The sequence below is a fragment of the Paracoccus sp. C2R09 genome, assembly GCF_018860625.1.
In the GTDB taxonomy this organism is placed as follows: domain Bacteria; phylum Pseudomonadota; class Alphaproteobacteria; order Rhodobacterales; family Rhodobacteraceae; genus Paracoccus.
This window is the reverse complement of sequence record NZ_JAHKQB010000029.1, coordinates 372,774-395,908: the sequence shown is the minus strand read 5'-3', so window position 1 is coordinate 395,908 and position 23,135 is coordinate 372,774. Positions and strand designations below refer to the sequence as shown.

At 67.2% G+C, this 23,135-nt stretch carries 19 protein-coding genes, 1 tRNA gene and 1 pseudogene; 8 read left to right on the top strand and 13 right to left on the bottom strand.

Going from position 1 to position 23,135, the window contains the following annotated elements:
* Positions 1-47: 47 nt before the first annotated feature.
* Positions 48-596 (top strand): histidine phosphatase family protein, encoded by a 549-nt coding sequence (locus KO490_RS13815; protein ID WP_216019981.1) that lies wholly within the window; start codon positions 48-50, stop codon positions 594-596.
* Entirely contained in the window at positions 593-1,495 is a 903-nt protein-coding gene (gene cbiB / locus KO490_RS13810; protein ID WP_216019980.1) for an adenosylcobinamide-phosphate synthase CbiB, read from the top strand. Before KO490_RS13815 ends, cbiB begins: the two co-directional genes overlap by 4 nt.
* On the opposite strand, the gene KO490_RS13805 is transcribed toward cbiB, so the two are convergent.
* The 5 genes from KO490_RS13805 to KO490_RS13785 form a co-directional block, all read right to left on the bottom strand.
* Positions 1,492-2,268: a transglutaminase family protein gene (locus KO490_RS13805; protein ID WP_216019979.1), complete on the bottom strand. Its 777-nt coding sequence runs from the start codon at positions 2,266-2,268 to the stop codon at positions 1,492-1,494. The genes cbiB and KO490_RS13805 overlap by 4 nt on opposite strands.
* Positions 2,269-2,327: 59 nt before the next feature.
* Positions 2,328-3,398: a sensor histidine kinase gene (locus KO490_RS13800; RefSeq protein WP_216019978.1), complete on the bottom strand. Its 1,071-nt coding sequence runs from the start codon at positions 3,396-3,398 to the stop codon at positions 2,328-2,330.
* Between the two features lie 107 nt (positions 3,399-3,505).
* Positions 3,506-4,747, bottom strand: coding sequence for an AGE family epimerase/isomerase (locus tag KO490_RS13795; protein WP_216019977.1), 1,242 nt, complete (start codon positions 4,745-4,747; stop codon positions 3,506-3,508).
* A 10-nt stretch (positions 4,748-4,757) separates the two neighbouring features.
* Positions 4,758-7,043, bottom strand: coding sequence for a Tex family protein (locus KO490_RS13790; RefSeq protein ID WP_216019976.1), 2,286 nt, complete (start codon positions 7,041-7,043; stop codon positions 4,758-4,760).
* A 33-nt stretch (positions 7,044-7,076) separates the two neighbouring features.
* Complete coding sequence (locus KO490_RS13785; RefSeq protein ID WP_216019975.1) at positions 7,077-9,626, bottom strand: cation:proton antiporter; 2,550 nt, start codon at positions 9,624-9,626, stop codon at positions 7,077-7,079.
* Positions 9,627-9,811: 185 nt separating this feature from the next.
* Here KO490_RS13785 and KO490_RS13780 point away from each other — a divergent pair, with 185 nt between their 5' ends.
* Positions 9,812-10,879, top strand: coding sequence for an alkene reductase (locus KO490_RS13780; RefSeq protein ID WP_216019974.1), 1,068 nt, complete (start codon positions 9,812-9,814; stop codon positions 10,877-10,879).
* 86 nt (positions 10,880-10,965) lie between these two features.
* Here KO490_RS13780 and KO490_RS13775 read toward each other — a convergent pair whose 3' ends face one another.
* From KO490_RS13775 to KO490_RS13765, 3 genes are all read right to left on the bottom strand, one after another.
* On the bottom strand, positions 10,966-11,229 hold the full coding sequence (locus KO490_RS13775; protein ID WP_216019973.1) for a hypothetical protein: 264 nt from the start codon (positions 11,227-11,229) through the stop codon (positions 10,966-10,968).
* Between the two features lie 172 nt (positions 11,230-11,401).
* Complete coding sequence (gene glnA / locus KO490_RS13770) at positions 11,402-12,808, bottom strand: type I glutamate--ammonia ligase (RefSeq protein ID WP_216019972.1); 1,407 nt, start codon at positions 12,806-12,808, stop codon at positions 11,402-11,404.
* Positions 12,809-12,885: 77 nt separating this feature from the next.
* A complete protein-coding gene (locus KO490_RS13765; protein WP_022707998.1) occupies positions 12,886-13,224 on the bottom strand; it encodes a P-II family nitrogen regulator in 339 nt (112 codons plus the stop codon).
* 155 nt (positions 13,225-13,379) lie between these two features.
* On the opposite strand from KO490_RS13765, the gene KO490_RS13760 reads away from it, so the two are divergent.
* Positions 13,380-14,870, top strand: coding sequence for an NAD(P)H-hydrate dehydratase (locus KO490_RS13760; protein ID WP_216019971.1), 1,491 nt, complete (start codon positions 13,380-13,382; stop codon positions 14,868-14,870).
* Positions 14,871-14,918: 48 nt separating this feature from the next.
* Positions 14,919-15,002 (top strand) — tRNA-Leu (locus tag KO490_RS13755).
* 65 nt (positions 15,003-15,067) lie between these two features.
* On the opposite strand, the pseudogene KO490_RS13750 reads toward KO490_RS13755, so the two are convergent.
* Positions 15,068-15,826, bottom strand: a pseudogene (locus KO490_RS13750) (AraC family transcriptional regulator ligand-binding domain-containing protein); the annotation flags it as partial.
* A gap of 235 nt (positions 15,827-16,061) precedes the next feature.
* Here KO490_RS13750 and KO490_RS13745 point away from each other — a divergent pair.
* From KO490_RS13745 to KO490_RS13735, 3 genes are all read left to right on the top strand, one after another.
* Positions 16,062-16,808, top strand: a complete 747-nt coding sequence (locus tag KO490_RS13745) for an SDR family NAD(P)-dependent oxidoreductase (protein WP_216019970.1) — start codon at positions 16,062-16,064, stop codon at positions 16,806-16,808.
* A gap of 11 nt (positions 16,809-16,819) precedes the next feature.
* Complete coding sequence (locus KO490_RS13740; RefSeq protein WP_216019969.1) at positions 16,820-17,995, top strand: acetyl-CoA C-acyltransferase; 1,176 nt, start codon at positions 16,820-16,822, stop codon at positions 17,993-17,995.
* A 165-nt stretch (positions 17,996-18,160) separates the two neighbouring features.
* Positions 18,161-19,048: a polyprenyl synthetase family protein gene (locus KO490_RS13735; protein ID WP_216019968.1), complete on the top strand. Its 888-nt coding sequence runs from the start codon at positions 18,161-18,163 to the stop codon at positions 19,046-19,048.
* On the opposite strand, the gene KO490_RS13730 is transcribed toward KO490_RS13735, so the two are convergent.
* Genes KO490_RS13730 through KO490_RS13715 form a run of 4 tightly spaced genes read right to left on the bottom strand, consistent with a single transcriptional unit; the run spans position 19,045 to position 23,085 of the window.
* Positions 19,045-19,956, bottom strand: a complete 912-nt coding sequence (locus KO490_RS13730) for a phytoene/squalene synthase family protein (protein ID WP_216019967.1) — start codon at positions 19,954-19,956, stop codon at positions 19,045-19,047. The two genes, KO490_RS13735 and KO490_RS13730, sit on opposite strands and share 4 nt — an antisense overlap.
* Positions 19,953-21,437 (bottom strand): phytoene desaturase, encoded by a 1,485-nt coding sequence (locus KO490_RS13725; protein ID WP_216019966.1) that lies wholly within the window; start codon positions 21,435-21,437, stop codon positions 19,953-19,955. Before KO490_RS13725 ends, KO490_RS13730 begins: the two co-directional genes overlap by 4 nt.
* Entirely contained in the window at positions 21,434-22,579 is a 1,146-nt protein-coding gene (gene crtY, locus KO490_RS13720; protein WP_216019965.1) for a lycopene beta-cyclase CrtY, read from the bottom strand. The genes KO490_RS13725 and crtY overlap by 4 nt, the downstream gene beginning before the upstream one ends.
* Entirely contained in the window at positions 22,576-23,085 is a 510-nt protein-coding gene (locus tag KO490_RS13715; RefSeq protein ID WP_216019964.1) for a sterol desaturase family protein, read from the bottom strand. Before KO490_RS13715 ends, crtY begins: the two co-directional genes overlap by 4 nt.
* Between the last annotated feature and the right edge of the window lie 50 nt (positions 23,086-23,135).

Here is a 23,135-nt window from a genome sequence, read left to right as displayed (position 1 = left end):
TTGCCAAGCCGGGACCGCCGCGACAGACAGGCCGAAAGGAGACCGCGATGCGACTGGCCATCATCCGACATGCCCCCCCGCTGCACGGCGGCAGGCTGGCAGGGCGCCGCGACGTGGATGCCGATTGCACCGACGCACCCGCCTTCGCCGCGATGAAGCGCCTGCTGGCCCGCCGGATGCCCGATGCGCAGGCGGTCGCCAGCCCCGCATTGCGCTGTGTCCGGACGGCAAGCGCGCTGAACCTGCCGCATCGGACCGATCCGGCGCTTTGGGAACAGGATTACGGCGCGTGGGAGGGGATGCTGTTCGCCGATCTGCCCGATATCGGACAGCTTGCACCCCCCGATCTTGCGCGACACCGCCCCGAGGGCGGAGAGAGCTTCGACGACATGTGCGCCCGCGTCCAACCCGCCCTGATGGCATTCGACACCGATACGGTCGTGGTGGCCCATGCGGGCACCGTGCGTGCGGCACTTGCGCTTGTGGCGGGCCCGGCGGCGCTGTCCTTTCAGGTCGCGCCCCTGTCGCTGACGATCCTCGGGCGGCATGGCCGCGACTGGTCGGTCGAGACCGCGAACCTGATCCCCGCGACATGAGCGCGCTTGCCCTGATCGCCCTGCTGATCGATGCCGCCATCGGCTGGCCCGATGCCGCGTTTCGCCGCATCGGCCATCCGGTGGTCTGGATCGGGCGGATCATCACCGCATTGGATGATCGTCTGAACACGGGCGATCACCGCCAGGCTAAGGGCGCGATCGCGGTCTTGCTGACTGTCGGTGCCGCCGTGATCCCCGCGCTGATCGCGCAGGCGCTGCTGGGTTACTGGATCGCCGCGATCCTGGCCTGGCCTTTGGTCGCGGCACGGTCGCTGCACGATCACGTCGCCGCCGTCATGCGGCCCCTGCGGGCAGGCGACCTGGCAGCTGCACGGCACGCGACCTCGATGATCGTGGGGCGCGACGTGACCCGCGCCGACGCCCCTGCCCTGACCCGCGCCGCGACCGAGAGCCTGGCCGAGAATGCAAGCGACGGCGTGATTGCGCCCCTGTTCTGGGCCGCCGTCGCAGGGTTGCCGGGGATCGCGGCCTACAAGGCGATCAACACATTGGATTCGATGATCGGCCACCGCACGCCCCGCCACGAAGCCTTTGGCTGGGCGGCTGCAAGGCTGGACGACCTGGTGAACCTGATCCCCGCCCGACTTACCGCATTGCTGTTCGTGATGGTCGCGGGCAAGGGCTGGCGTGTCGTCCTGAGGGATGCGCGCCGGCACCGGTCACCGAATGCCGGCTGGCCCGAGGCCGCGATGGCAGGCGCGCTTGGCGTGCGATTGTCGGGGCCCCGCGTCTATGCGGACCGCATCGCGCCCGAGCCGTGGCTGAACGAAGGCGCGCGCGATCCCGACCCCGAGGATCTGACCCGCGCGCTGCGCATCTATCGTCGCGGGGTGGCGCTGATGGGGCTGATGCTGCTGACGGTGGCGGCCGTAGCCTAGGCCTCGACCACCGCCACGGTCTGGGTCTGCAGCTGTGCGGGCCCGGTGGTGGTCAGGAAGGCCACATCCGTCGCGTCGCGGCCGACGGCGATGACCGCCAGCGTATCCGCATCGGCCATGCCCGTGGGATCGACCAGATGCCATGCCCCGTCCAGGAACACCTCGACCACGGCATGAAAGTCGGGCGGCGTCACGCCGGGCGAGAATGCGCTGACGATCCGCGCCGGGATCTGCATCGCGCGGCACATGGAAATCATCAGATGCGCATAATCGCGACAGACGCCGCGCCGGTCGACGAAGGTATCCGCCGCCGTGGTGTCCACATTGCTGATCCCGCCCACATATTCCATGTTCCGCTGGATCCAGTCCTCGATGGCCCGCACCAACGCCCCGCCCGTCAGACCCGAGAAGCGGGTCGAGGTGAAATGCAGGAAGCTGTCCACCTGGCAATAGCGCGACGGCATCAGGTATCGCAGCGCATCGGCGGGCAGCGCGACCAGCGGCGTGGCGGCCAGGCCCGCCAGCGCAAGGCGCGGACGATCCACCGAAACCTCGGCATGCAGGCGGCAGGTCAGGCGATCCTCGACATCGACCACAAGGCGTTCACCGATGGCCTCGTCCGCATCGCGGCGCACGATCAGCGACGGCGCCCCGAACTCGATCTCGCAATTCTCGACGGTCTGGCCGCCGACGGATGCGGGTTCGATCATCAGGATGGCCGTGCCGGGCAGCGACAGCCGATAGTCGAGCGTCACGTCGATCACCATGCGCATGGCAGGGCTCCTTCCAACGGGTGGGAAAGGCGGCGAGATGGACCCGAACGGGCCCGGTGTCAATGGGCCGCGAGGGGCTCGGGGCGGATGATGGCGCGGAAGCGCGCGCCGCCCAGGTCCGAACGGCCATGTTCCAGCCGTCCCTGCATCTGCTCGACATAGGTCAGGCAGATCTGCATCCCCAGACCGTCCTGAGCGGCAGGGTCGAACCCTTCCGGCAGGCCGGGGCCGTTATCCTGAACCGCGATCGACAGGCCCTCGGCCAACGGCTCGATATCGACCAGGACGCGGGCGCGGCGTCGCCCGCCCGAATGCTTGATCGCATTGCCGATCAGCTCGGCCACAAGCTGACCGATCCCGGCGGCCTGGGTAGCGTTGACGCGAATGGGAAGATCGGGCAGCTGCCCCATTTCCACCCGTGCGTTCAGTGCCTGCCCCAGATCGCCCGCCAGCGCGCCGATGTAATCGCACAGCACCAGATCGGGCGCGCTCGGGTCCAGATGCAGCTGATCATGCACGCGGGCCAGCGTGGCGATCCGCGTCGCGGCATCGGTCAGCGCCTGTCCCGACGGATCGCCCCGATGCCTGCGCGCCTGCATCCGCAAAAGCCCCATCACGGCGGCAAAGCTGTTCTTCACGCGGTGGTCGATCTCGCTCAGCAGCAGCTTCTGACGCCGCAGCGCCTCGTTCTTGGCTGCGACCTCCTCCTCCAGCGATGTCCGCGCCTGCACCAGTTCGGTGATATCGCGAGAGGTCACGATGATGCGTTCGACGCCGCGCGCCCCCCGGACCGGGGCCGAGGTGACGTGCCACCAGCGCGGGTTGCCCCGTGCGGTCGGGCAGAAGGCCTCGAAGCTGCGCACCTCGCCACGGATCGCGGCCTCGACCGCGCCTTCCAGCAGGGCGTGCGATTTCGCGGGCCAGAGCGAGGGCCAAGGACGGTCCGCAACCTCGGCGAACTGGGCGATTTCCATCGCGCACATGCCGTTGCGGTTCATGAAGAGCAGACGCCCCTGCAGATCCAGGATCTTGATGCAGTCGGGCGAGCTGTCCAGCACCGACAACGCGAAACCGCTCTCGAGACCTGCAAGCAGATCGAGCGCGGTGACATTGGCGTCGTGGATGTTCATGACGGGAACGTCTTTCATGACCGCTGCGCAAAATCGCGGCAGCTGTCTTCTTCGGATCGCAGTCGGGGGGCCGACCTGTCAAGTCAATTCCCCCCGGCTGCGAAATATCAAACCGCCAGAGGGCGAGTTCGCGAAAGCTCGGTCGCCTGTGCCGACAGCCCCCCTGCCAGTGGCAGCAGGTCGGCCTGAAGTGCATGATAGATATCGGGTTTTCCCGCGAATTGCGTGACGGTGGGCCGGTCGTCCGGGCCGATCTCGGGGAACCATCCGCCGTGTTCGTGGTCGATGAACCGGTCGGCGGCAAATTGCCATAGGCTGCGATACCACCCCTCGGCCTCGGGGGTGGGGTCCGCCTTCTGCAGGGCTGCCAGCGCCCCGATGGCCTCGGTCACGGGCCACCAGTAACGGTCCGCGATGTCGACGCCGCCGTCCATCTTCAGCGTATAGGCCAGCCCACCGCGTTCACCGTCCCATGCATCGGCCAGCGCCGTATCGACCAGCGCACGGGCCTGCGCGACCGCATCGCCCGCCGGACGTCCGGCCGCGTCCCACCATTGCAGCAGCAAGCGCGCCATCTCGAAGCTGTGGCCCGGCGTGGTGCCTGCGGGGCGGAACATCGGATCACCCGCATAGGCCGTATCGGGGGTCCAGTCCTGATGGTAATGTTCGGGAATGCGCCAGACATGCGCCGCCGCCTGCCCGCCGATGAAGAACTGCAGGATGCGCCCTGCCCGGTGCAGGTATTCGCCGTCGCCCGTCGCCTCGTGGGCGGCCAGCAGCGCCTCGACCCCGTGCATGTTCGCGTTCATCCCGCGATAGCCGGAAAAGACCTGCCAGTCGCGGGTGAATTCGTCCCGCAGCAGGCCCGCATCCGCGTCCCAGTAATGGCGGTCGATCACCTCGGTGATGTCGGCCAGCAGGCGGTCGGCATCGGGATGCCCCGCCATCTTCGCGGTCGAGGCCGCAAGCAGGACGAAGACATGTCCATAGGCAAGCTTCGGGCGGTCCACCGGCGCATCGCCGTCCAACCCCCAGAGGTAACCCCCATGCTGCGCATCGCGGTGATGCGACCACAGATAGTCCATTCCCTGATCCATGATCCCCGCCCGGTCGGGTCGGCCCGCAAGTGCGGCAAGCCCATAGGAATGAACCAGCCGCGTGGTCGTATGGATTTCCTGCAGCCTGCCGGGCTGCGGCCTGCCGTCCAGTTCCAGCACATGGAACCCCCCGCCTTCGCGAGGCGAGGCGTCGAACAGGTCCAGCGCCCGCCGGGCGTCGCAGATCAGGAAATCGCGGTGCCCTGCATCATTCAGCCAGAGGCCCTCGGCCCCGATATCACCCGTCAGCATGGTTCCCCCCTCAGCGACGTTTCAATGCATCGGCAAGGGCCGCCCCGAAGGCACCCTGACCGGACTTATCGGGCGCGGCGGCCCGCTGCGGCTTGGCCGCGCGCTGTGCAGGTTTCGGACCGGGCGCGCCACCGCCATCCTTGCGCATCGTCAGGCCGATCCGCTTGCGGGGCACGTCCACCTCGGTCACGCGGACCTTGACGACATCGCCCGCCTTGACCACCTCGTGCGGGTCCTTGACGAAGCGGTCGGCCAGCTGGCTGACATGGACCAGACCGTCCTGGTGGACCCCGATATCGACAAAGGCGCCGAAGGCCGCGACGTTCGTCACGGTCCCCTCTAGCATCATGCCGGGGCGCAGGTCGGTGATGGCCTCGATCCCGTCGGCAAAGCTTGCGGTCACGAAGGCGGGGCGAGGGTCGCGACCGGGTTTTTCCAGTTCCGCAAGGATGTCGCGGATGGTCGGCAGACCGAATTCGGGCGTCACGAAATCCTCGGCCCGCAGGCTGGCGACGGCCCCGGTATCGCCCATCAGCTGACGCAGATCACGCCCGCAGGCCTTCACGATACCCCGCGCCACGCCATAGGCTTCGGGGTGGACGGCCGATGCGTCCAGCGGCTCGTCCCCGTCGCGGATGCGCAGGAAGCCCGCGCATTGCTCGAACGCACGCGGCCCAAGGCCCGCGACCTTCTTCAGCGCCTTGCGCGACGGGAAGGCACCGGCCGCATCGCGATGCGCGACGATGTTCTGCGCCAGCGACGGACCCAGCCCCGCGACATGCGCCAGAAGCGGGGCCGAGGCCGTGTTCAGATCGACGCCGACGGCGTTCACCGCATCCTCGACCACGGCCTCCAGCGCCTTGGACAGGTGGCGCTGATCCACGTCGTGCTGATATTGCCCGACGCCGATGGATTGCGGCGGCACCTTGACCAGCTCGGCCAGGGGGTCCTGCAGGCGGCGCGCGATGGACACCGCCCCGCGCAGCGACACGTCGAGGCCTGGAAACTCCTTCGCGGCCAGTTCCGAGGCGGAATAGACCGAGGCACCGGCCTCGGACACGACGACCTTCGTCGGGGCCTTCGTGCCCTTGGGCAGGCGCTTCAGGATGTCGGTCACCATGCGCTCGGTCTCTCGGCTGGCGGTGCCGTTGCCGATGGCGATCAGTTCGACGCCGTGACGGGCGATCAGGGCCGACAACGCGGCCTCGGACCCGCGCAGGTCGTTCTTGGGCTGGAAGGGATAGATCGTGGTGGTGTCCAGCAGCTTGCCCGTGGCATCCACCACGGCGACCTTGACCCCGGTGCGAATGCCCGGATCCAGCCCGATGGTCGTCTTGGCCCCCGCAGGCGCGGCCAGCAGCAGGTCGCGCAGGTTGCGCCCAAAGACGCGGATCGCCTCTTCATGGGCGCGGCGGCGCAGTTCGGTCAGCAGGTCGATATACATGCTGTTCGACAGCTTCACGCGCCAGCACCAACCGGCGACGCCCCGCAGCCAGTCCGCACCCGGCCCGTGGCCCACATCGCCCAGACCGCGTGCAACGATCCCCTCGGCCCGTGCGACGCCTGTTTCCGCATCGGGGGCGATGTCGATGGTGACAACCTCCTCCTTGGCGGCGCGCAGGATCGCCAGCGCCCGGTGGCCGGGGATGTCGGCCCATTTCTCGGCGTGATCGAAGTAATCGGCGAATTTCGCGCCCGCCTCTTCCTTGCCGGGAACCACGCGCGCGGCGATGCGGCCTTCGCGACGCATGAAATCGCGCAAGGGGCCAAGCACCTCGGCATTCTCGGACAGTTCCTCGACCAGGATGTCGCGGGCGCCGTCCAGCGCGGCCTTGGTCGTTTCCACGTTCTCGTTCAGGAAGCCGCCCGCCAGCGACGCCGGATCGACCGAGGGCGCGTTGCGGATCGCGGCCAGCAGCGGCTCCAGCCCGTTTTCGCGCGCGATCATCGCCTTGGTCCGACGCTTGGGCTTGTAGGGAAGATAGATATCCTCCAGCGCGGCCTTGGTATCGGCCCCGGCGATGCGGCGGGCAAGATCGTCGGTCAGCTTGCCCTGATCGCGGATGCTGGCGGTGATGGCGGTGCGACGGCTCTCCATCTCTCTCAGATAGGTCAGGCGTTCGGACAGGGTGCGCAGCTGCGTGTCGTCCAGACCGCCCGTCGCCTCCTTGCGGTAACGCGCGACGAAGGGAACCGTCGCGCCCCCGTCCAGCAGTTCCGTCGCGGCCTGGACCTGCTGGGGGCTGGCCCCGATCTCGGTCGCGATCTGGCGGGCGATGCGCGGGTTGGCGTCCATGGTCTGTCCCCTTCTGGTAGTCCGGCGATCTGTCTAGCCCTTGGCCGCGCCATCGCCAAGCGGGGTGTCGATCTGCAATTCGCTCAGCTGCAGGACCTCGGCCTCGACCGTCTTGCCGGCCACGCTGTCGCGCACGGCCGTGCGCAGGGCCGCGCTGCGCTTCAGCAGGCGGCGGAAGCCCGGCTCGTCCAGCACTAGCAGGGTCGTCGGCGTGATCGCGCGCACCTCGGTCCGGCGGATACGGCTGGTCAGAACGCCCATCTGGCCGAACATCTCGCCCCGCCCCAGTCGCGTCACCTGCCCCGCAACCTCCTGTTCCACCGCACCCGAGGCCACGAAGAAGACCGACCGCGCGGGCTGGTCCTTGCGCGTGATCACATGGCCCGCATTGACGTAACGCGTCCGCAGCGCGCGGCTCAGGCGGCGCAGCTCGGTCTCGTCCAGGTCCGAGAACAGCGGAAAGACCCGCACGAGGTCGTTCTTGCGCAGCACCAGGTCCAGGGCGGGGCGCATCTCGGCGCGGGCGCGGCGCTTGGTGACTTCGGCCATCAGTTCGGTATGAACCTCGGTCCCGATCAGGCCATCCTCGCGCATGGCGTTGTATTCGCGTTCCTCCATCCGCAGGGCAGTGCGGCGGATGAAGCGCCGTTCCAGTTCCTCGTAATATCCGGGATATTGCAGGCGCAGACCGTCCAGCGCGGTCTCGACCGCCTCGATCCGCCGGTTCAGCAGCTCGTGCAGAAGATCCGCGACACGACGGCCGTGGATGCGGCGGATGCGGCGGTCGATGAACCCGTGAAGATCGCGCAGGATCAATCGCTTGCCAAGCAATGTCTCGAACCGGTCGGCGGTCATGTTGGCCAGCGGCCCCGAGATCGACAGCCGGCTGTGCAGGAAGGCCGCAAGGCGGAAACTGGGACCATAGCGCAAGGCGCCGCGTGCGGCCCGCTGATACCCCGTCCGCCCGCCCGAACGCGCCCCTTCGATCAGCCGGTCCACGTCGAACAGCGCCTGTTCCGACAGCCGCGCCGAGATGGCCCGTTCGCGCACGCGTTGCAGGATCATCTCGCGTTCATGGCCCGCCAGCGCGATCAGGCCCAGGGTGATGCGGTCCCGGTCCAGGATCTCGACGGTGCCGTCGGCCTCGGCCCGGTCCACGGCAGCATCCAGTCTTTCGGCAAATCGCTTGGCCTCGGACCTGACAGTCTCGCGGGTCAGTTCGTAATTCTCGGTCGTGCCCTGCAGATCCTCGCGGACGCTCTGAAGGGCGACGGCGATCACCTGGTCGGACAGCGCGCGATCCAGCGGAGACAGCTTGTCCAGCCCCAGAAGCCGGATCACGCCGCGCAGCGTCGTCCCCTGCACGATCAACGTGAACAGCGCAAAGCCCGTGGCAAGGATGCCGACAAGGCGCTTGGTCTCGACCGGGACGCGCAGGTTCTCGGTCACTGCCAGGGCCAGCGCCAGCGTGACCGCCCCGCGCAACCCGCCCCACATGATGGCATAGCGATAAGGCCTCTGGATCTTGGGCGACAGCTTCAGCCCGGTCAGAAGCGGCAGCAGCAGGAACAGGATCGCGGCGCGCGCGACGAAGGCCGCGACCACCACGAGGCCCACCAGCACCAGATCGGTCAGCTGCACGTCGCCCAGAAGGCGCGGGATCAGCAGCGCGGCAAGGATGAAGATCAGCGCCCCGGCCCAGTGCGACAGAAGGCCCCACACCTCTCGCATGTTGGTCCAGAAGGCGGGCGCCAGCCGCCCCGGCCCCATGAAGTTCAGCGTCAGCCCCGCGACGACGACACCGATCACGCCCGACGCGCCCAGCAGCTGTTCCGCCCCCAGATAGGCAAGATAGGGCACCGCGACCGAAATCGAGATCTGCGCGTTCTCGAACCGCCAGAACAGCCCCATCAGCGCCAGCCCCAGCCGGGCCGTCAGCCAGCCCGCCCCCATGCCGCCCAGGATCAGCCGCGGGAACCCCTCCAGCGCCTCGGACAGGCTGGGGTTCGGGACGCCCAGCATCACATAGGACATGAACAGCCCGAACAGCGCGATGGCGGCGGCGTCGTTCAGCAGGCTCTCGCCCTCGATGATGCGCGCGAGGCGCTTGGGGGCCGAGATCGACCGGAAGATGCTGACCACCGCCGACGGATCGGTGGTCGAGACGATCGACCCGATCAGCAGGCCCACCATCAGCGGCAGCCCGCCAAGCCACGCCAGCGCATAGCCGATGGTCAGCGTCGCCACCACGACCGCCACCACGGCCAGCGTCAGGATGGGCACCCAGTCGTCCAGCATCCGGCGGATGTTCATTTCCAGCGTGGCCTGGAAGATCAGGATCGGCAGGAAGACATAGATGAAGACGCTGGACCGGATCGGCAGCGACAGGATGCTTTCGGCCACCGCGTTGAAGCTGTCGGTCAGTTCGGTCTGCAGCAGGAATGTCGCGCCACCCCCGATCATGATGCCGATCCCGGCCAGGATCACGCTGAAGGGCAATGCAAGCCGCGCGGCCAAAGGCTCGGCCGCGGCGATCAGCACGAAAAGGAACCCGGTGAAGGTGGTCAGCAGCACGATATCCATGTCGTTGGAATACTGCCATATCTTGCCCGTGGAAAGTCGCAGCGGACCATATATGCACCGCTTTTGCGCAATGACGCCAAGTTGACCCGGCCTTGCGCGGCTTGAAACCGGGCGGCGGCGTTCACAATTGGCGCCTGCACCCCGAAGGGCGCGACGTAAGCCTTCAACAACGAAAGGAGGACAGGATGTCCTCGATGTTCGATCCGATGTCGCTTGGCGGCATTCCCCTCAAGAACCGCATCGTGATGGCGCCGCTGACGCGGTCGCGTTCGGGCGAGGATCGCGTGCCGAACGACCTGATGGTCGAGTATTACCGCCAGCGCGCCGGCGCCGGCATGATCCTGACCGAAGCGACCAGCGTGATGGCCATGGGCGTGGGCTACGAAGCCACCCCCGGCATCTGGAACGAGGCGCAGGTCGAGGGATGGAAGAAGGTCACCCAGGCCGTGCACGAGGAAGGCGGCAGGATCGTCCTGCAGCTGTGGCATGTCGGGCGGATCTCGGACCCCAGCCTGCTTGGCGGCGAGACGCCGGTCGCGCCTTCGGCAATCCAGCCCGAGGGCCATGTCAGCCTGCTGCGCCCCAAGCGCCCCTATGTGACGCCCCGCGCGTTGGAGACGGAAGAGATCCCGGGCATCGTCGAAGCCTATCGCCAAGGGGCCGAGAACGCCAAGCGCGCGGGCTTCGACGGCGTCGAGATTCACGCTGCAAACGGTTATCTTATCGACCAATTTTTGCAGGACAGCACCAATACCCGAACCGACCGCTATGGCGGCTTGATCGAGAACCGCATGCGCTTCCTGAACGAGATCGCGGATGCCGCGATCGACGTCTGGGGTGCGAACCGCGTGGGCGTGCATCTGTCACCGCGCGCCGATGGCCATGACATGGGCGACAGCGATCGCCATGCCCTGTTCACCGCGGTCGCCCGCAGCATGAAGGACAAGGGGATCGCCTTCCTGTGCCTGCGCGAACATGTGGCCGAAGACAGCCTGATGCCCGCGATCCGCGACGCGTTCGGCGGCCCCGTCATCGCGAATGAAGGGCTGACCCGTGAACTGGCGGCGCAGCTGCTGGCCGAGAATCGTGCCGATGCGGTGGCCTTCGGTCGCGACTTCATCGCCACCCCCGACCTGCCCGAACGCTTCGCAAGGGAACTGGCGCTGAACGAACACGACCCGAGCACCTTCTATGCCGGCGGGCCCGAGGGCTATGTCGATTACCCGACCGCCGGGCAGATCGCGGCCGAGTGATCCGGCACTGATATCGACAAGGGAAAGCCCCGCCGGATGTCCGGCGGGGCTTTCTTGTCGTCAGGGGGATGGGGCGTGGATCGGTATCAGCCGTTATTCGCGCTCGAGAAGTCGACAGGTGCGCCGTGGGGCACTTCGCTCAGCGTGATCAGATCGTCGGCGTCCAGATCGCGGCGAACCAGGTCCTTCTGCTGCAGCACGTCGCCTGCACGGACCTGACGGGTCTCGACGCGCTGTTCGACCTGCTCGCTTTCGAAGGTCGGACCGTTGCCGCCCTGGACGGTGGCAAATGCGGGAACTGCGGTCATGGCCGAAAGGGCTGCGATGGCGGCGATTTTACGGATGTTCATGGTTATCTCCTGTGTGTCGGTTGCGTTGTAGCCTGCACTACGCAAACCAAATCCCAATCGTTTCACACCTCGCATTCCTGTGACTGAATGCGATCCGAGGTGATTGGTCGACACAAAAGGAAAAGGGCGGCCCCGAAGGACCGCCCCGTTACCTGCGCATCGGCAAAACCGATCAGCAGCTGTAATACATCTGGTATTCGACCGGATGCGGCGTGTGTTCGTAGGCGTAGACCTCTTCCCACTTCAGCGCCATGTAGCCTTCCAGCTGATCGCGGGTGAACACGTCACCTGCCAGCAGGAAGTCCATGTCCTTGTCCAGCTCCTCCAGCGCTTCGCGCAGCGAACCGCAGACGGTCGGGATCTCGGCCAGTTCTTCCGGCGGCAGATCGTAGAGATCCTTGTCGGAAGCCGCGCCCGGGTCGATCTTGTTCTTGATACCGTCGAGACCGGCCATCATCAGTGCGGCGAAGCACAGATAGGGGTTGGCCGAGGGATCGGGGAAACGAGCTTCGACGCGCTTAGCCTTCGGGCTTTCGGTCCACGGAATACGGACGCAACCCGAGCGGTTGCGTGCCGAATAGGCGCGAAGCACGGGGGCTTCGAAGCCGGGGATCAGACGCTTGTAGCTGTTGGTCGACGGGTTCGTCAGGGCGTTCAGCGCCTTGGCGTGCTTCAGGATGCCGCCGATGAAATACAGGGCCTCCTGGCTCAGGTCGGCATACTTGTCACCCGCGAAGAGCGGCTTGCCGTCCTTCCAGATCGACATGTTGACGTGCATCCCCGAACCGTTGTCGCCCTTCATGGGCTTCGGCATGAACGTGGCCGACTTGCCATAGGCATGGGCGACGTTGTGGATGACGTACTTGTACTTCTGCAGGTTGTCGGCCTGTTCGGTCAGCGAACCGAAGATCAGCCCCAGCTCGTGCTGCGCGCTGGCAACCTCGTGGTGGTGCTTGTCGACCTTCATGCCCATCCGCTTCATGGTGGACAGCATCTCGCCACGGATATCCTGGGCCGCGTCGATCGGGTTGACCGGGAAATACCCGCCCTTGTGACCTGCGCGATGGCCCTGGTTGCCCATCTCGTATTCGGTGTCGGTGTTCCATGCCGCGTCCAGCGCGTCGATCGAGAACGCCACCTTCTGCGGGGTGACCGAGAAGCGGACGTCGTCGAACAGGAAGAACTCGGCCTCGGGGCCGAAATAGGCCGCATCGCCGATGCCCGACGACTTCAGATAGGCCTCGGCCTTGAGCGCGGTGCCGCGCGGGTCGCGGCTGTAGGCCTCGCCCGTGTCGGGTTCAGCGACGTTGCAATGCACGCAGAGGGTCTTCTCGGCATAGAACGGGTCCAGATAGACCGAGCTGACATCCGGGATCAGTTTCATGTCCGACTGGTCGATCGACTTCCAGCCCGCGATCGAGCTGCCGTCGAACATGAAGCCTTCTTCGAAGAAGTCCGCGTCGACCAGGTCCTTGTCCAGCGTGACGTGCTGCAGCTTGCCCTTGGGATCGGTGAAGCGCACGTCGACATAGGCGACGTCCTCGTCCTCGATCAGCTTGAGAACATCCTTGATTTCCATCTCTTCCCTTTCTTCGTAGTAGCGACCCGGCGGCTTGGCGGCCGGGCGCGGAAGTCTTGTTCGGTTCCTGACCGCGATCAGACGGCGTCGTCGCCGGTTTCGCCCGTGCGGATGCGGATCGCCTGCTCGACCGGCAGGACGAAGATCTTGCCGTCGCCGATCTTCTCGGTGCGCGCCGCGCCGACGATGGCTTCGACCGCGGCTTCGACCTGATCGTCCGGCAGGACCATCTCGATCTTCACCTTGGGCAGAAAGTCGACGACATACTCGGCGCCGCGATACAGTTCGGTGTGACCCTTCTGGCGCCCGAAGCCCTTGACTTCGGTCACGGAAAGACCCTGGACGCCGACCTCTTGCAGCGCTTCCTTCACATCGTCCAACTTGAACGGCTTGATGATCGCCTCGATCTTCTTCATCGCAATTGATCCTTCCTCGCGGCTTGCCTGAAGTCTGATTGGCGCGTTTGATCACAGGCGTAAATGCAGCAGCGGGTTCTGAACAGTGCGGAAGCGCGCCAGCCCGTGCAACTGCCGAAAATTAGACCACAGCGCACATTAAATAGGCAACAACCATGTTATACGGCATTGAATCGCTCAGCTCCGCCCAAATGCGCGCCATCGAATCCGACGCGATGAACAGCGGGCAGACAAGCGGTGCCGAATTGATGGAACGCGCGGGCGCGGCGGTCGCCGGCCAGATCCGGCTGCGATGGCCCAAGCCCGGACGGGTGACGGTGCTGGCGGGACCGGGAAACAATGGCGGCGACGGTTTCGTCGTGGCGCGGCACCTGGCCCGGGCCGGCTGGGCGGTCAGGGTGATGTGCGATGCGCCCCGCCCCTCGGCCGCGCTGACGGCATGGCAGGCCGTGGGCTCGGTCCAGCCGTTCGACCCGGATGCCCTGCGTCCCGACGATCTGCATGTCGATGCGATCTTCGGAACCGGGCTGACCCGCGCGCCCGAGGGTATGGCCGCGCGCATGATCGAAGCCCTGGCCGGCTTTCCGGGGATCGTGGCCATCGACGCCCCGAGCGGCCTCTGCCTCGACAGCGGGCGGATCATCGGATCGGGCGCGGCGCGGGCGGCCCTGACCGTGGCCTTCGACAGCCCCAAGCCCGGCCATGTGCTGGCAGACGGACCCAGGCTGTGCGGCAGGTTGGTCGTCGCTGATATCGGGCTGGCGCCATGGCGCAAGGCGCAGGGTCATTCGGACACCAGCATCATGGACGCGCGAACGACCACGGGAATGGGCGACTGGCTGCGCAAGACGACGGCGGGGGATGCACACAAATACGGGCACGGCTCGGCGCTGGTGATCGCGGGCGATGCGGCGGGTGCCGCGCGGCTGACCGCCAAGGGGGCGCTGCGCGCGGGCGCCGGATTGGTCACCATCTGCCCCGAGCGGCGCGACATGCAGGGTCACGCGGGACCGCCCGACGCCCTGATGCGCAAGCCGCTGGACGGTCCCGACGACCTGGCGGCCTTGCTGGACGGTCGCGTCACGGCGCTGGGCCTCGGCCCGGGCGCGGGCATGGAACGTGCCGCCAACCTGCTGCCCGCTGCGCTTGGGGCGCGGATCACCACGATCCTGGATGCGGACGCCCTGACCGCGCTGGCAGGGGACGATGCCCCTGCCCCGCATGACCGCTGCATCCTGACGCCGCATCTGGGCGAATTCGCCCGCCTGTTCCCCGACCTTGCGAAACGCCTGAAGGACGCGCCAGAGACCGGACCCGCCTTTTCGAAGTTGGACGCGACCCGGCAGGCTGCCGCGCGCATCGGTGCGGTCGTGCTGCTGAAGGGGCCCGATACCGTCATTGCCGAGCCCTCGGGCCGGGCGGTGATCCACTCTGCCCCCGATCTGCCCTGGCTTGCGACCGCAGGCGCGGGCGATACGCTTGCCGGCATCGTCACGGGGCTTGCCGCGCGCGGCCTGGCGCCCTTCGATGCGGCCTGCTTGGGCGTGATGCTGCACGGGGCTGCAGCGCGGCATTTCGGGCCGGGACTGATCGCGGACGACCTTGCCGATGCGCTGCCCCATGTCATTCGGACGTGGGAGACGTGATTTTACCTCTCGCACCCCGCCGGATGCTTTGATAAGGCATCCGGCGGAGCGGGTGTGGCGGAACTGGTAGACGCACCAGATTTAGGTTCTGGCGCCTTTGGCGTGGGGGTTCGAGTCCCTTCACCCGCACCATTTTCCCGACGGTATCTCGATGGCGATCCCCCCGACCATTTGAGGAAGGCGCGATGGAATGCGCTCGGCTCGGCATAGCCTACGCGCGATGCGATCTCGGCCACCGGCAGGTCGGTGCCGCGCAGCAGGTCGCGGGCGATGGCAAAGCGCAGGTCGTCGCGGATCATCGGCAGCCCCTGCCCTTCGGATGCCAGCCGCCTGCGCAGGGTCGCGGCCGACATCCCCAGGCCCGCGGCGATATCGGTCGCAGGCGGCCAGTCCGGCGGGGGCAGATCGCGGAGCAGCGCGCGCAGACGCGCCGAAACGCCCTGATCATGTCGATACCTGATCAGCAGGTTGCTGGGCGCCTGCGACAGGAACCCGCGCAACTGCCGGGCATCGCGCACCACCGGCAGCGTCAGGTGCCGTGCATCGAAGGTCAGCAGGCATTCGGCCCGGGCAAATTCGACAGGCGCACCGAAGAACTGCTGGTAATCGGCGCGGTTCGTGGGCGCCTCGCATGACAGTTGCAGGTCCGACAGCGGGATGCGACGCCCCACCAACCAGCACATCAGCCCCATGAGGATCAGCCAGTAGGTCCGCGCCGCGAATGCCCCAACGGGGCCGCGCGGATCGCTCAGCACGATCTGGCCACGCCCCTCGGACAGGCGCAGCGTTCCGGACGGATGATCCAGCACCATGTCCATGAACCGCAGCGCCCGCGTCAGGGCGCGGCGCAGGTCGGGTGCATCCAGAACGGCATGCGCCATCATCGCGAAGGCACCCGGACGCATCGGGCGTGCCCCCATCCCGAAGAATTCGCAGCCGATATCCTGGGCGATCATGCGCCACAGCCTGCCGTAATCGACGTGATCGACCGGTCCGGCCCCGATGCCCGCCCGGCGCGCCATGCCCGGGTCCGCGGCGTATCGCAGCGCGTCCTGCACGAACCCTTCCGATATCGCGTGACGCTCCATCCCCCGCACCCGTTGCAAAAGCGATCACCAAGCGTGACGCGCAATGTCATTGTTTGCAATGGCAGACAGGCTAGGCTGCGCGGGGAAATCCGGGGGGAACATCATGGAAATTGAAGGACGCGTCTTTGTCGTCACCGGCGCGGCATCGGGATTGGGGGCTGCATCGGCGGCGATGCTGGCGGGCATGGGCGCATCGGTGGTGATCGCGGATCTTGCCGAACCTGCCGACCAGACCGCCGGAACGGTCTTTGCAAAATGCGACGTCACGCAAGAGGATGACGCGCAATCCGCCATCGCCATGGCAAAGGATCGCTTTGGCAGGCTGGACGGGCTGGTCAATTGCGCAGGCATCGCGCCTGGCGAACGGATGCTGGGACGCGACGGGCCGCATGCACTGGACAGCTTCGCGCGGGCCGTCACGATCAACCTGATCGGCAGCTTCAACATGGCACGGCTTGCGGCGCAGGCCATGGCGGCGAACGACCCTGTCGCGGGCGAACGTGGCGTGATCGTCAACACCGCCTCGATCGCGGCGATGGACGGACAGATCGGACAGGTCGCCTATGCCGCCGGCAAGGCGGGCGTCGCGGGCATGACCCTGCCCATGGCACGGGATCTGGCGCGGCACGGCATCCGTGTCATGACCATCGCGCCGGGAATTTTCCGCACCCCCATGCTGGAGGGCCTGCCCCAGGACGTGCAGGACAGCCTGGGGGCGGCCGTGCCCTTCCCCTCCCGCCTGGGCGAGCCTTCGGAATACGCCGCCCTGTTGCGCCATATCGTCGAAAATCCGATGCTGAACGGAGAGGTCATCCGCCTTGACGGCGCCCTCCGCATGGCCCCGAAATGAAGGAGCATTCCATGGACCCCATCGTCATCACCGGCGCCAGGCGCACGCCCATGGGGGCGTTCCAGGGCGATCTGTCGGGCATGGTCGCGCCCGATCTGGGTGCCGTCGCGATCCGCGCGGCGCTTGGCGACCTGTCGCCCGAACAGGTGGACGAGGTGCTGATGGGCTGCGTCCTGCCCGCCGGGCTCGGACAGGCCCCCGCCCGTCAGGCGGCGCTGGCCGCGGGGCTGCCGCTGTCGTCGGGCGCGACCACGATCAACAAGATGTGCGGATCGGGCATGAAGGCCGCGATGCTGGCCCATGACCTGATCGCCGCGGGGTCCGCGGGCATCGTCGTCGCGGGCGGGATGGAGAGCATGTCGAACGCCCCCTATCTGCTGCCCAAGGCGCGGGGCGGCATGCGCATGGGGCATGACCGGGTGATGGATCACATGTTCCTCGACGGGCTCGAGGATGCCTATGACAGGGGCCGACTGATGGGCACCTTCGCCGAGGATTGCGCCCAGAGCCACGGGTTCGGCCGCGAGGCGCAGGACGACTACGCGCTTGCCAGCCTGTCGCGCGCGCAGGCGGCAATCGCGACCGGGTGCTTCGCCGACGAGATCGCGCCCGTGACGATCACCGGCCGCAAGGGCCAAACCACCGTCGATACCGACGAGATGCCCGGCAAGGCCCGACCCGACAAGATCCCGCATCTGAAACCCGCCTTCCGCGAGGGCGGCACCGTGACGGCGGCGAACAGTTCCTCGATCTCGGACGGGGCGGCGGTGCTGGTGATAATGCGGCAGTCGCGGGCCGAACGGCTGGGGCTTCGGCCCCTTGCGCGGATCACGGGCCATGCGACCCATGCCGACAAGCCGGGCCTGTTCCCGACGGCCCCCATCGGCGCGATGCGCAAGCTGCTGGACCGGACCGGCACGAAGCTGACCGATTACGAGATGTTCGAGGTGAACGAGGCCTTCGCCGTCGTCGCCATGATCGCCATGCGGGAACTGGGCCTGCCCCATGACGTGACGAACATCCATGGCGGGGCATGCGCATTGGGGCATCCGATCGGGGCCTCGGGGGCGCGGATCATCGTGACGCTGCTGGGGGCAATGCGGGCGCAGGGGGCCATGCGCGGCGCCGCCAGCATCTGCATTGGCGGGGGCGAGGCGACGGCCATCGCATTGGAAAGGCTGACCTGAATACGCATTGCGCGAATCCGGCCTTTTCGTGCAACATGGGGGAACCGAACGCGACAGGGCCGGTTACGGTTTTGTCGATTGGTTCGCGGCTTGTCCGCGACGCGATATGGCTTGCGCATGAGGCGTTGCCGATCCGGTCGGTCGAACGATGCAACGAAGGCCCCGATGACGCCCACGCAGCAGTTTCCCCTACGCGACATCGTCGAGACGCGGCTTGCCGAAATCTCGGACCCCTTCGGTGCGGTGGCACCTGCCTTGGGGAATGCCATGGAACAGGCAGCCCTGTCGCCCGGCAAGCGGTTCCGCGCGGTGCTGATGCTGATGGTGGCGGAACGGTCGGGCGGGGTCTGCGATGCGACGGTGGATGCCGCCTGCGCGGTCGAACTTGTCCATGCGGCCTCGCTCATCTTCGACGACCTGCCCTGCATGGACGATGCGCGCACGCGGCGCGGGCTGCCGGCCACCCATGTCGCCCATGGCGAAGGCCGCGCCGTGCTGGCCGGGATCGCCCTGATCACCGAGGCGATGCGGGTCCTGGGCGAAGCGCGCGGTGCCTCGCCCGAGATCCGGGCGCAGCTCGTCTCTGCGATGGCGCGGGCGATGGGGCCTGCGGGCCTGTGTGCGGGCCAGGAAATGGACCTGCACGCCGCCAAGGACGCGGATGGCGTCACGCGGGAACAGGATCTGAAGACCGGCGTACTGTTCGTCGCGGGGCTTCAGATGCTGTCGGTCATCAAGGGGCTGAACGCGACCGAGACCGACCAGCTCGTGGCCTTCGGGCGCCAGTTGGGGCGTGTCTTCCAATCCTATGACGATCTGCTGGACGTGATCGGCGACAAGGCCACCATCGGCAAGGACACCGGCCGCGATGCAGCGGCACCCGGCCCCCGTCGCGGGCTGATGGCGGTGGGACAGATGGGCGACGTGGCCCAGCATTACCATGCCAGCCGCGCCCAGCTGGACGAACTGATGCGCACGCGCCTGTTCCGAGGAGGAGAGATCGCGGACCTGCTGGCCCGCGTCCTGCCCTACGAGGTGCGCCGCAGCGCCTAGTCGCGCGGGCGCGTCCAGAGCGGCGGGCGCGGCCGTGTCCGCCCCGGCATCCGCGACCGCCCCGCATCCCAGCTGCCGCGTGCGATCAGTCCGATCTTGGCGGGTTTCGACGTGCTGATCCGCTGGCGATAGGCCTGCGGGCCGCCCTGCCTGATCCGGGTGCCGATGGCACGATAGATGCGCAGCGCCGCCGCGATCGACCATGCACAGCGCGGCGGCAAATGCGGCAGCCCTTGCCGCGCGGACGCGTAGTAGGGCTCGGCCGCGTCCAGCAGCCTGATTATCACGGAATAAAGCGCATCGGACGGCACGGGGCCCTCGACCGAGGCGCCCGCCTCGGCCAGCCAGTCGGCGGGCAGATAGCAGCGCCCGATCGCCGCGTCGTCGATCACGTCGCGCGCGATGTTCGTCAACTGGAAGGCCAGCCCCAGATCGCAGGCGCGGTCCAGCACGTCGTCATCCTGCACGCCCATGACGCGGGCCATCATGACCCCCACCACCCCCGCAACGTGATACGAATATTCCAGCACGTCATCCAGGCTGCGATATTCGCGATCCGCGACATCCATGGCGAACCCCTCGATCAGGTCCATGGGCCAGCGGTCGGGGAAATCGTGCCGCCGGGCAACCTGCCGCAATGCCGCGAAGGGCGGGGCCAGCGGGCCGTCCTCGTGCAGGGCGGCCATCGTGTCGGCGCGCAGGACGGCAAGCCGCGCCTGAGGATCGCCGCCCGCCTCAGGGGTCGATCCCAGAACCTGACCGTCGATGACGTCGTCGGCATGCCGGCACCAGGCATAGAGCATGACCGTATCTTCGCGGATGCCTGCGGGCATCAGCCTGGCAGCCTGCGCGAAGCTCTGCGAACCTTCCGCGATGGCGGCTTCGGATGTCGCGGTCAGGTCCGTCATGCCGCGCCCATGTCCGACAACATGACCTGCGCGGTCGCCTTGGCGCTGCCCACGACGCCGGGGATCCCCGCGCCCGGATGGGTGCCCGCCCCCACGATGTAGAAGTTCGGAATCGCGCGGTCGCGGTTATGCGGACGGAACCATGCCGATTGCGTCAGGATCGGCTCGACCGAGAATGCGCTGCCGTGATGGGCCGACAATTCGGTGCGGAAATCGGCGGGGCTGAAGATGCGGCTGACGGTCAGGTTCTTGCGCAGATCGGGGATGGCGCGACGCTCCAGCTCCTCGAAGATGCGCTCGGCATAGGCCGGGGCCTCGGTGGCCCAATCGACATCGGCGCGGCCCAGATGCGGCACGGGTGCCAGCACGTAGTGGGTGGACATGCCTTCGGGCGCAAGGCTGGGATCGGTGACGCAGGGCGAATGCAGATACATCGAGAAATCGTCGGGCAGACGCGGCCCGTCGAAGATCTCGTTCACCAGTTCCTTGTAGCGGGGGCCGAAGATCACGCTGTGATGGGCCAGGTTCTCGGGTCGCTTCGACAGGCCGAAATGCAGCACGAACAACGACATGGACCAGCGCTGACGGCGCAGCATCGCGGCCTTGGTCCGCCCGCGACGCGTATGGCCCAGCAGATCGCCATAGCTGTGCATGACATCGCCGTTGCTGGCCACCATGTCGGCGCGCAGCTGCCGCCCGTCCAGCAGGGTCACGCCGGTGGCGCGGTTGCCCTCGGTCTCGATCCGCGTCACGCGGGCGTTCAGCATCAACGTGCCGCCCAGTCGCTCGAACAGCGCGACCATCCCCGCGACCAGCTGGTTCGTCCCGCCCTTGGCAAACCAGACGCCGCCGCGGCGTTCCAACGCGTGGATCAGCGCATAGATCGAACTGGTCGAGAACGGGTTGCCCCCCACCAGCAGCGTGTGGAACGAGAATGCCTGCCGCAGATGCGGATCCTTGATGAAGCGCGCCACCATGCTGTGGACCGAACGATAGGCCTGCAGCCGCATCAGCGCAGGCGCCGCATTCAGCATCTGCCCCATCTTCAGGAACGGTGTCGTGCCCAGCTTCAGATAGCCTTCGCGATAGACCTCTTCGGCATAGTCGTGGAAGCGGCGGTATCCGTCCACGTCATCGGGGTTGAAGGACGCGATCTGGCGGATCAGCTCATCGTCGTCGTTCACGTATTCGAAGCTGCGCCCGTCGGCCCAGCTGAGCCGGTAGAAGGGCGAGACGGGCAGCAGCGTCACGTCACGCTCCATCGGCTGATCGCTGAGCGCCCACAGCTCGCGCAGGCTGTCGGGATCGGTGACGACGGTGGGGCCGGCATCGAAGACATGCCCCTCTTCGTGCCAGACATAGGCGCGCCCGCCGGGCTTGTCGCGGGCCTCGACCAGGGTGGTGGCGATACCTGCGGATTGCAGCCGGATGGCCAGCGCGAGGCCGCCGAAGCCTGCACCGATGACGATGGCGGAACTCATGCTCTCTCCTGCAGAAGGGGGCGTTCGGGCAGGCAGCGGACAGCCTGCGTCAATGGAATGGGCGGGCGTCCCGACACGATGCGCAGCCGGTCGGCCCAAGTCAGCCTGCCGGCATAGAACCGCTCGATCAGCGGTTGCGGCAGGCCGTAGAAACGCTGCAGCAGCCGGTATCGCCGGTCGGGCGCACAGCCGCGGAACAGCATCCGGTTCAGAAGCCGCAGGAAACGGTCCTGATCGGCGCGCGCGATGGCAAAGCCGCGAACGGCACGACGGGCAGACGCGGTATTCAGATCGCGCGCAGCGATGGCATCGGCCACCTGCGCGGCATAGGGCAAAGAATAGCCCGTGACGGGATGGAACAGCCCTGCCCGCAGCCCGATCGCCACCGCACCCTGCGCATGGTCGCGCCAGAAACCCACCGCATCATGGGCCAGCGCGATGGGCAGGATGCCGCGCTCTCGCCGGACCTCGCGGCCGTTCCAGCCCCGCGCCGCCGCATAATCCAGCGATGCCTGCGCCAGCGCCGCATCGTCCAGATCGCCACCGTCGCTGTAGCGGGTATCCTCGATCAGGATGCGCGTCGGACCGAAGGGCAGAAGATAGATGAAGCGGTATCCGTCCATCTGCGGAACCGTCGCGTCCATGATCATCGGGCGTTCGACGCCATGGGGGGCGTCGGTCTCGATCTCGATACCCACGAATTTCTGGAACCCGACCGTCAGATGCGGCGAGGCTTGTGCGCCCCGCGCATCAATCACGCAAGCGGCCTCGATCCGTTCGCCGTTCACCGTCGCGCCGGTATCGTCCAGCGCCTGCACGTCGCTGTTCCAGCGGACCTCGATCCCGTCCAGCAGCGACGCCAGCCCCGGCCCGTCGACAGAGCCGTAGCCGGTCGAGAGCTGCCGCCCGCGCGTCGGAAAGCTGACCTGCTGGTCGGGCCAATGCGCGCGCCGCGCGGGTGCCAGCCTGCGGTGCCATTCGGGCGACAGATCGGGGTCGTGGCAGGACCAGGTGTGCCCACCCGAGGGCCCCGGCGCGGCGTCCAGCATCAGGATGCGGGCATCGGGTCGGGCTTCGCGCACGGCAATCGCGGTCAGCGCCCCCGACAGGCCCGCGCCCGCGATCAGCAGGTCGTGGCTCATGCCTCGCCGTCCGTCCCGTCGCGCTCGCGCAGCAATGCGCCCGACCGCTTCAGCTGCGCCTTTAGCCGGTCGACCGAGGGCGCCCAGATGAAGCCGAAGCTGACGCAATCGTCGCGCCCATGAACGGCGTGATGCATCCGGTGCGCCTGATATACCCGACGAAGATAACCGCGCTTGGGGACATAGCGGAACGGCCAGCGGCCATGCACCAGCCCGTCATGCAGGAAATAGTAGATGACGCCATAGCAGGTCACGCCCACGGCGATCCACCACGCCAGATCCGACCCGAGCGCCCCGACCGCGAAAAGAACGATCGCGATGACCGCGAAGACGACACCATAGAGGTCGTTCTTTTCCAGCGCGTGATCGTGATCCTCGTCGTGATGCGACTTGTGCCAGCCCCATCCGATCGGGCCGTGCATGATCCAGCGATGGACGGAATAGGCCGTCAGCTCCATCGTGGCGACGGTCAGGACGACGATCAGGATTGCGGCCCAGATGCTCATGCCGAAACTCTCTTGCATAATTCGGCGGTCAGGCTACGCCGGTTCGGCTG

What these genes read in the sequence shown, in the direction of transcription:
- cbiB (WP_216019980.1), top strand. Translation starts at nt 593, where the DNA reads ATGAGCGCGCTTGCCCTGATCGCCCTGCTGATCGATGCCGCCATCGGC.
- KO490_RS13740 (WP_216019969.1), top strand. Translation starts at nt 16,820, where the DNA reads ATGGACCCCATCGTCATCACCGGCGCCAGGCGCACGCCCATGGGGGCG.
- KO490_RS13745 (WP_216019970.1), top strand. Translation starts at nt 16,062, where the DNA reads ATGGAAATTGAAGGACGCGTCTTTGTCGTCACCGGCGCGGCATCGGGA.
- KO490_RS13800 (WP_216019978.1), bottom strand. Translation starts at nt 3,398, where the DNA reads ATGAACATCCACGACGCCAATGTCACCGCGCTCGATCTGCTTGCAGGT.
- KO490_RS13760 (WP_216019971.1), top strand. Translation starts at nt 13,380, where the DNA reads ATGTTATACGGCATTGAATCGCTCAGCTCCGCCCAAATGCGCGCCATC.
- KO490_RS13785 (WP_216019975.1), bottom strand. Translation starts at nt 9,626, where the DNA reads ATGGATATCGTGCTGCTGACCACCTTCACCGGGTTCCTTTTCGTGCTG.
- KO490_RS13815 (WP_216019981.1), top strand. Translation starts at nt 48, where the DNA reads ATGCGACTGGCCATCATCCGACATGCCCCCCCGCTGCACGGCGGCAGG.
- KO490_RS13775 (WP_216019973.1), bottom strand. Translation starts at nt 11,229, where the DNA reads ATGAACATCCGTAAAATCGCCGCCATCGCAGCCCTTTCGGCCATGACC.
- KO490_RS13790 (WP_216019976.1), bottom strand. Translation starts at nt 7,043, where the DNA reads ATGGACGCCAACCCGCGCATCGCCCGCCAGATCGCGACCGAGATCGGG.
- KO490_RS13795 (WP_216019977.1), bottom strand. Translation starts at nt 4,747, where the DNA reads ATGCTGACGGGTGATATCGGGGCCGAGGGCCTCTGGCTGAATGATGCA.
- KO490_RS13735 (WP_216019968.1), top strand. Translation starts at nt 18,161, where the DNA reads ATGACGCCCACGCAGCAGTTTCCCCTACGCGACATCGTCGAGACGCGG.
- crtY (WP_216019965.1), bottom strand. Translation starts at nt 22,579, where the DNA reads ATGAGCCACGACCTGCTGATCGCGGGCGCGGGCCTGTCGGGGGCGCTG.
- KO490_RS13780 (WP_216019974.1), top strand. Translation starts at nt 9,812, where the DNA reads ATGTCCTCGATGTTCGATCCGATGTCGCTTGGCGGCATTCCCCTCAAG.
- KO490_RS13765 (WP_022707998.1), bottom strand. Translation starts at nt 13,224, where the DNA reads ATGAAGAAGATCGAGGCGATCATCAAGCCGTTCAAGTTGGACGATGTG.
- KO490_RS13725 (WP_216019966.1), bottom strand. Translation starts at nt 21,437, where the DNA reads ATGAGTTCCGCCATCGTCATCGGTGCAGGCTTCGGCGGCCTCGCGCTG.
- KO490_RS13805 (WP_216019979.1), bottom strand. Translation starts at nt 2,268, where the DNA reads ATGCGCATGGTGATCGACGTGACGCTCGACTATCGGCTGTCGCTGCCC.
- glnA (WP_216019972.1), bottom strand. Translation starts at nt 12,808, where the DNA reads ATGGAAATCAAGGATGTTCTCAAGCTGATCGAGGACGAGGACGTCGCC.
- KO490_RS13730 (WP_216019967.1), bottom strand. Translation starts at nt 19,956, where the DNA reads ATGACGGACCTGACCGCGACATCCGAAGCCGCCATCGCGGAAGGTTCG.
- KO490_RS13715 (WP_216019964.1), bottom strand. Translation starts at nt 23,085, where the DNA reads ATGAGCATCTGGGCCGCAATCCTGATCGTCGTCCTGACCGTCGCCACG.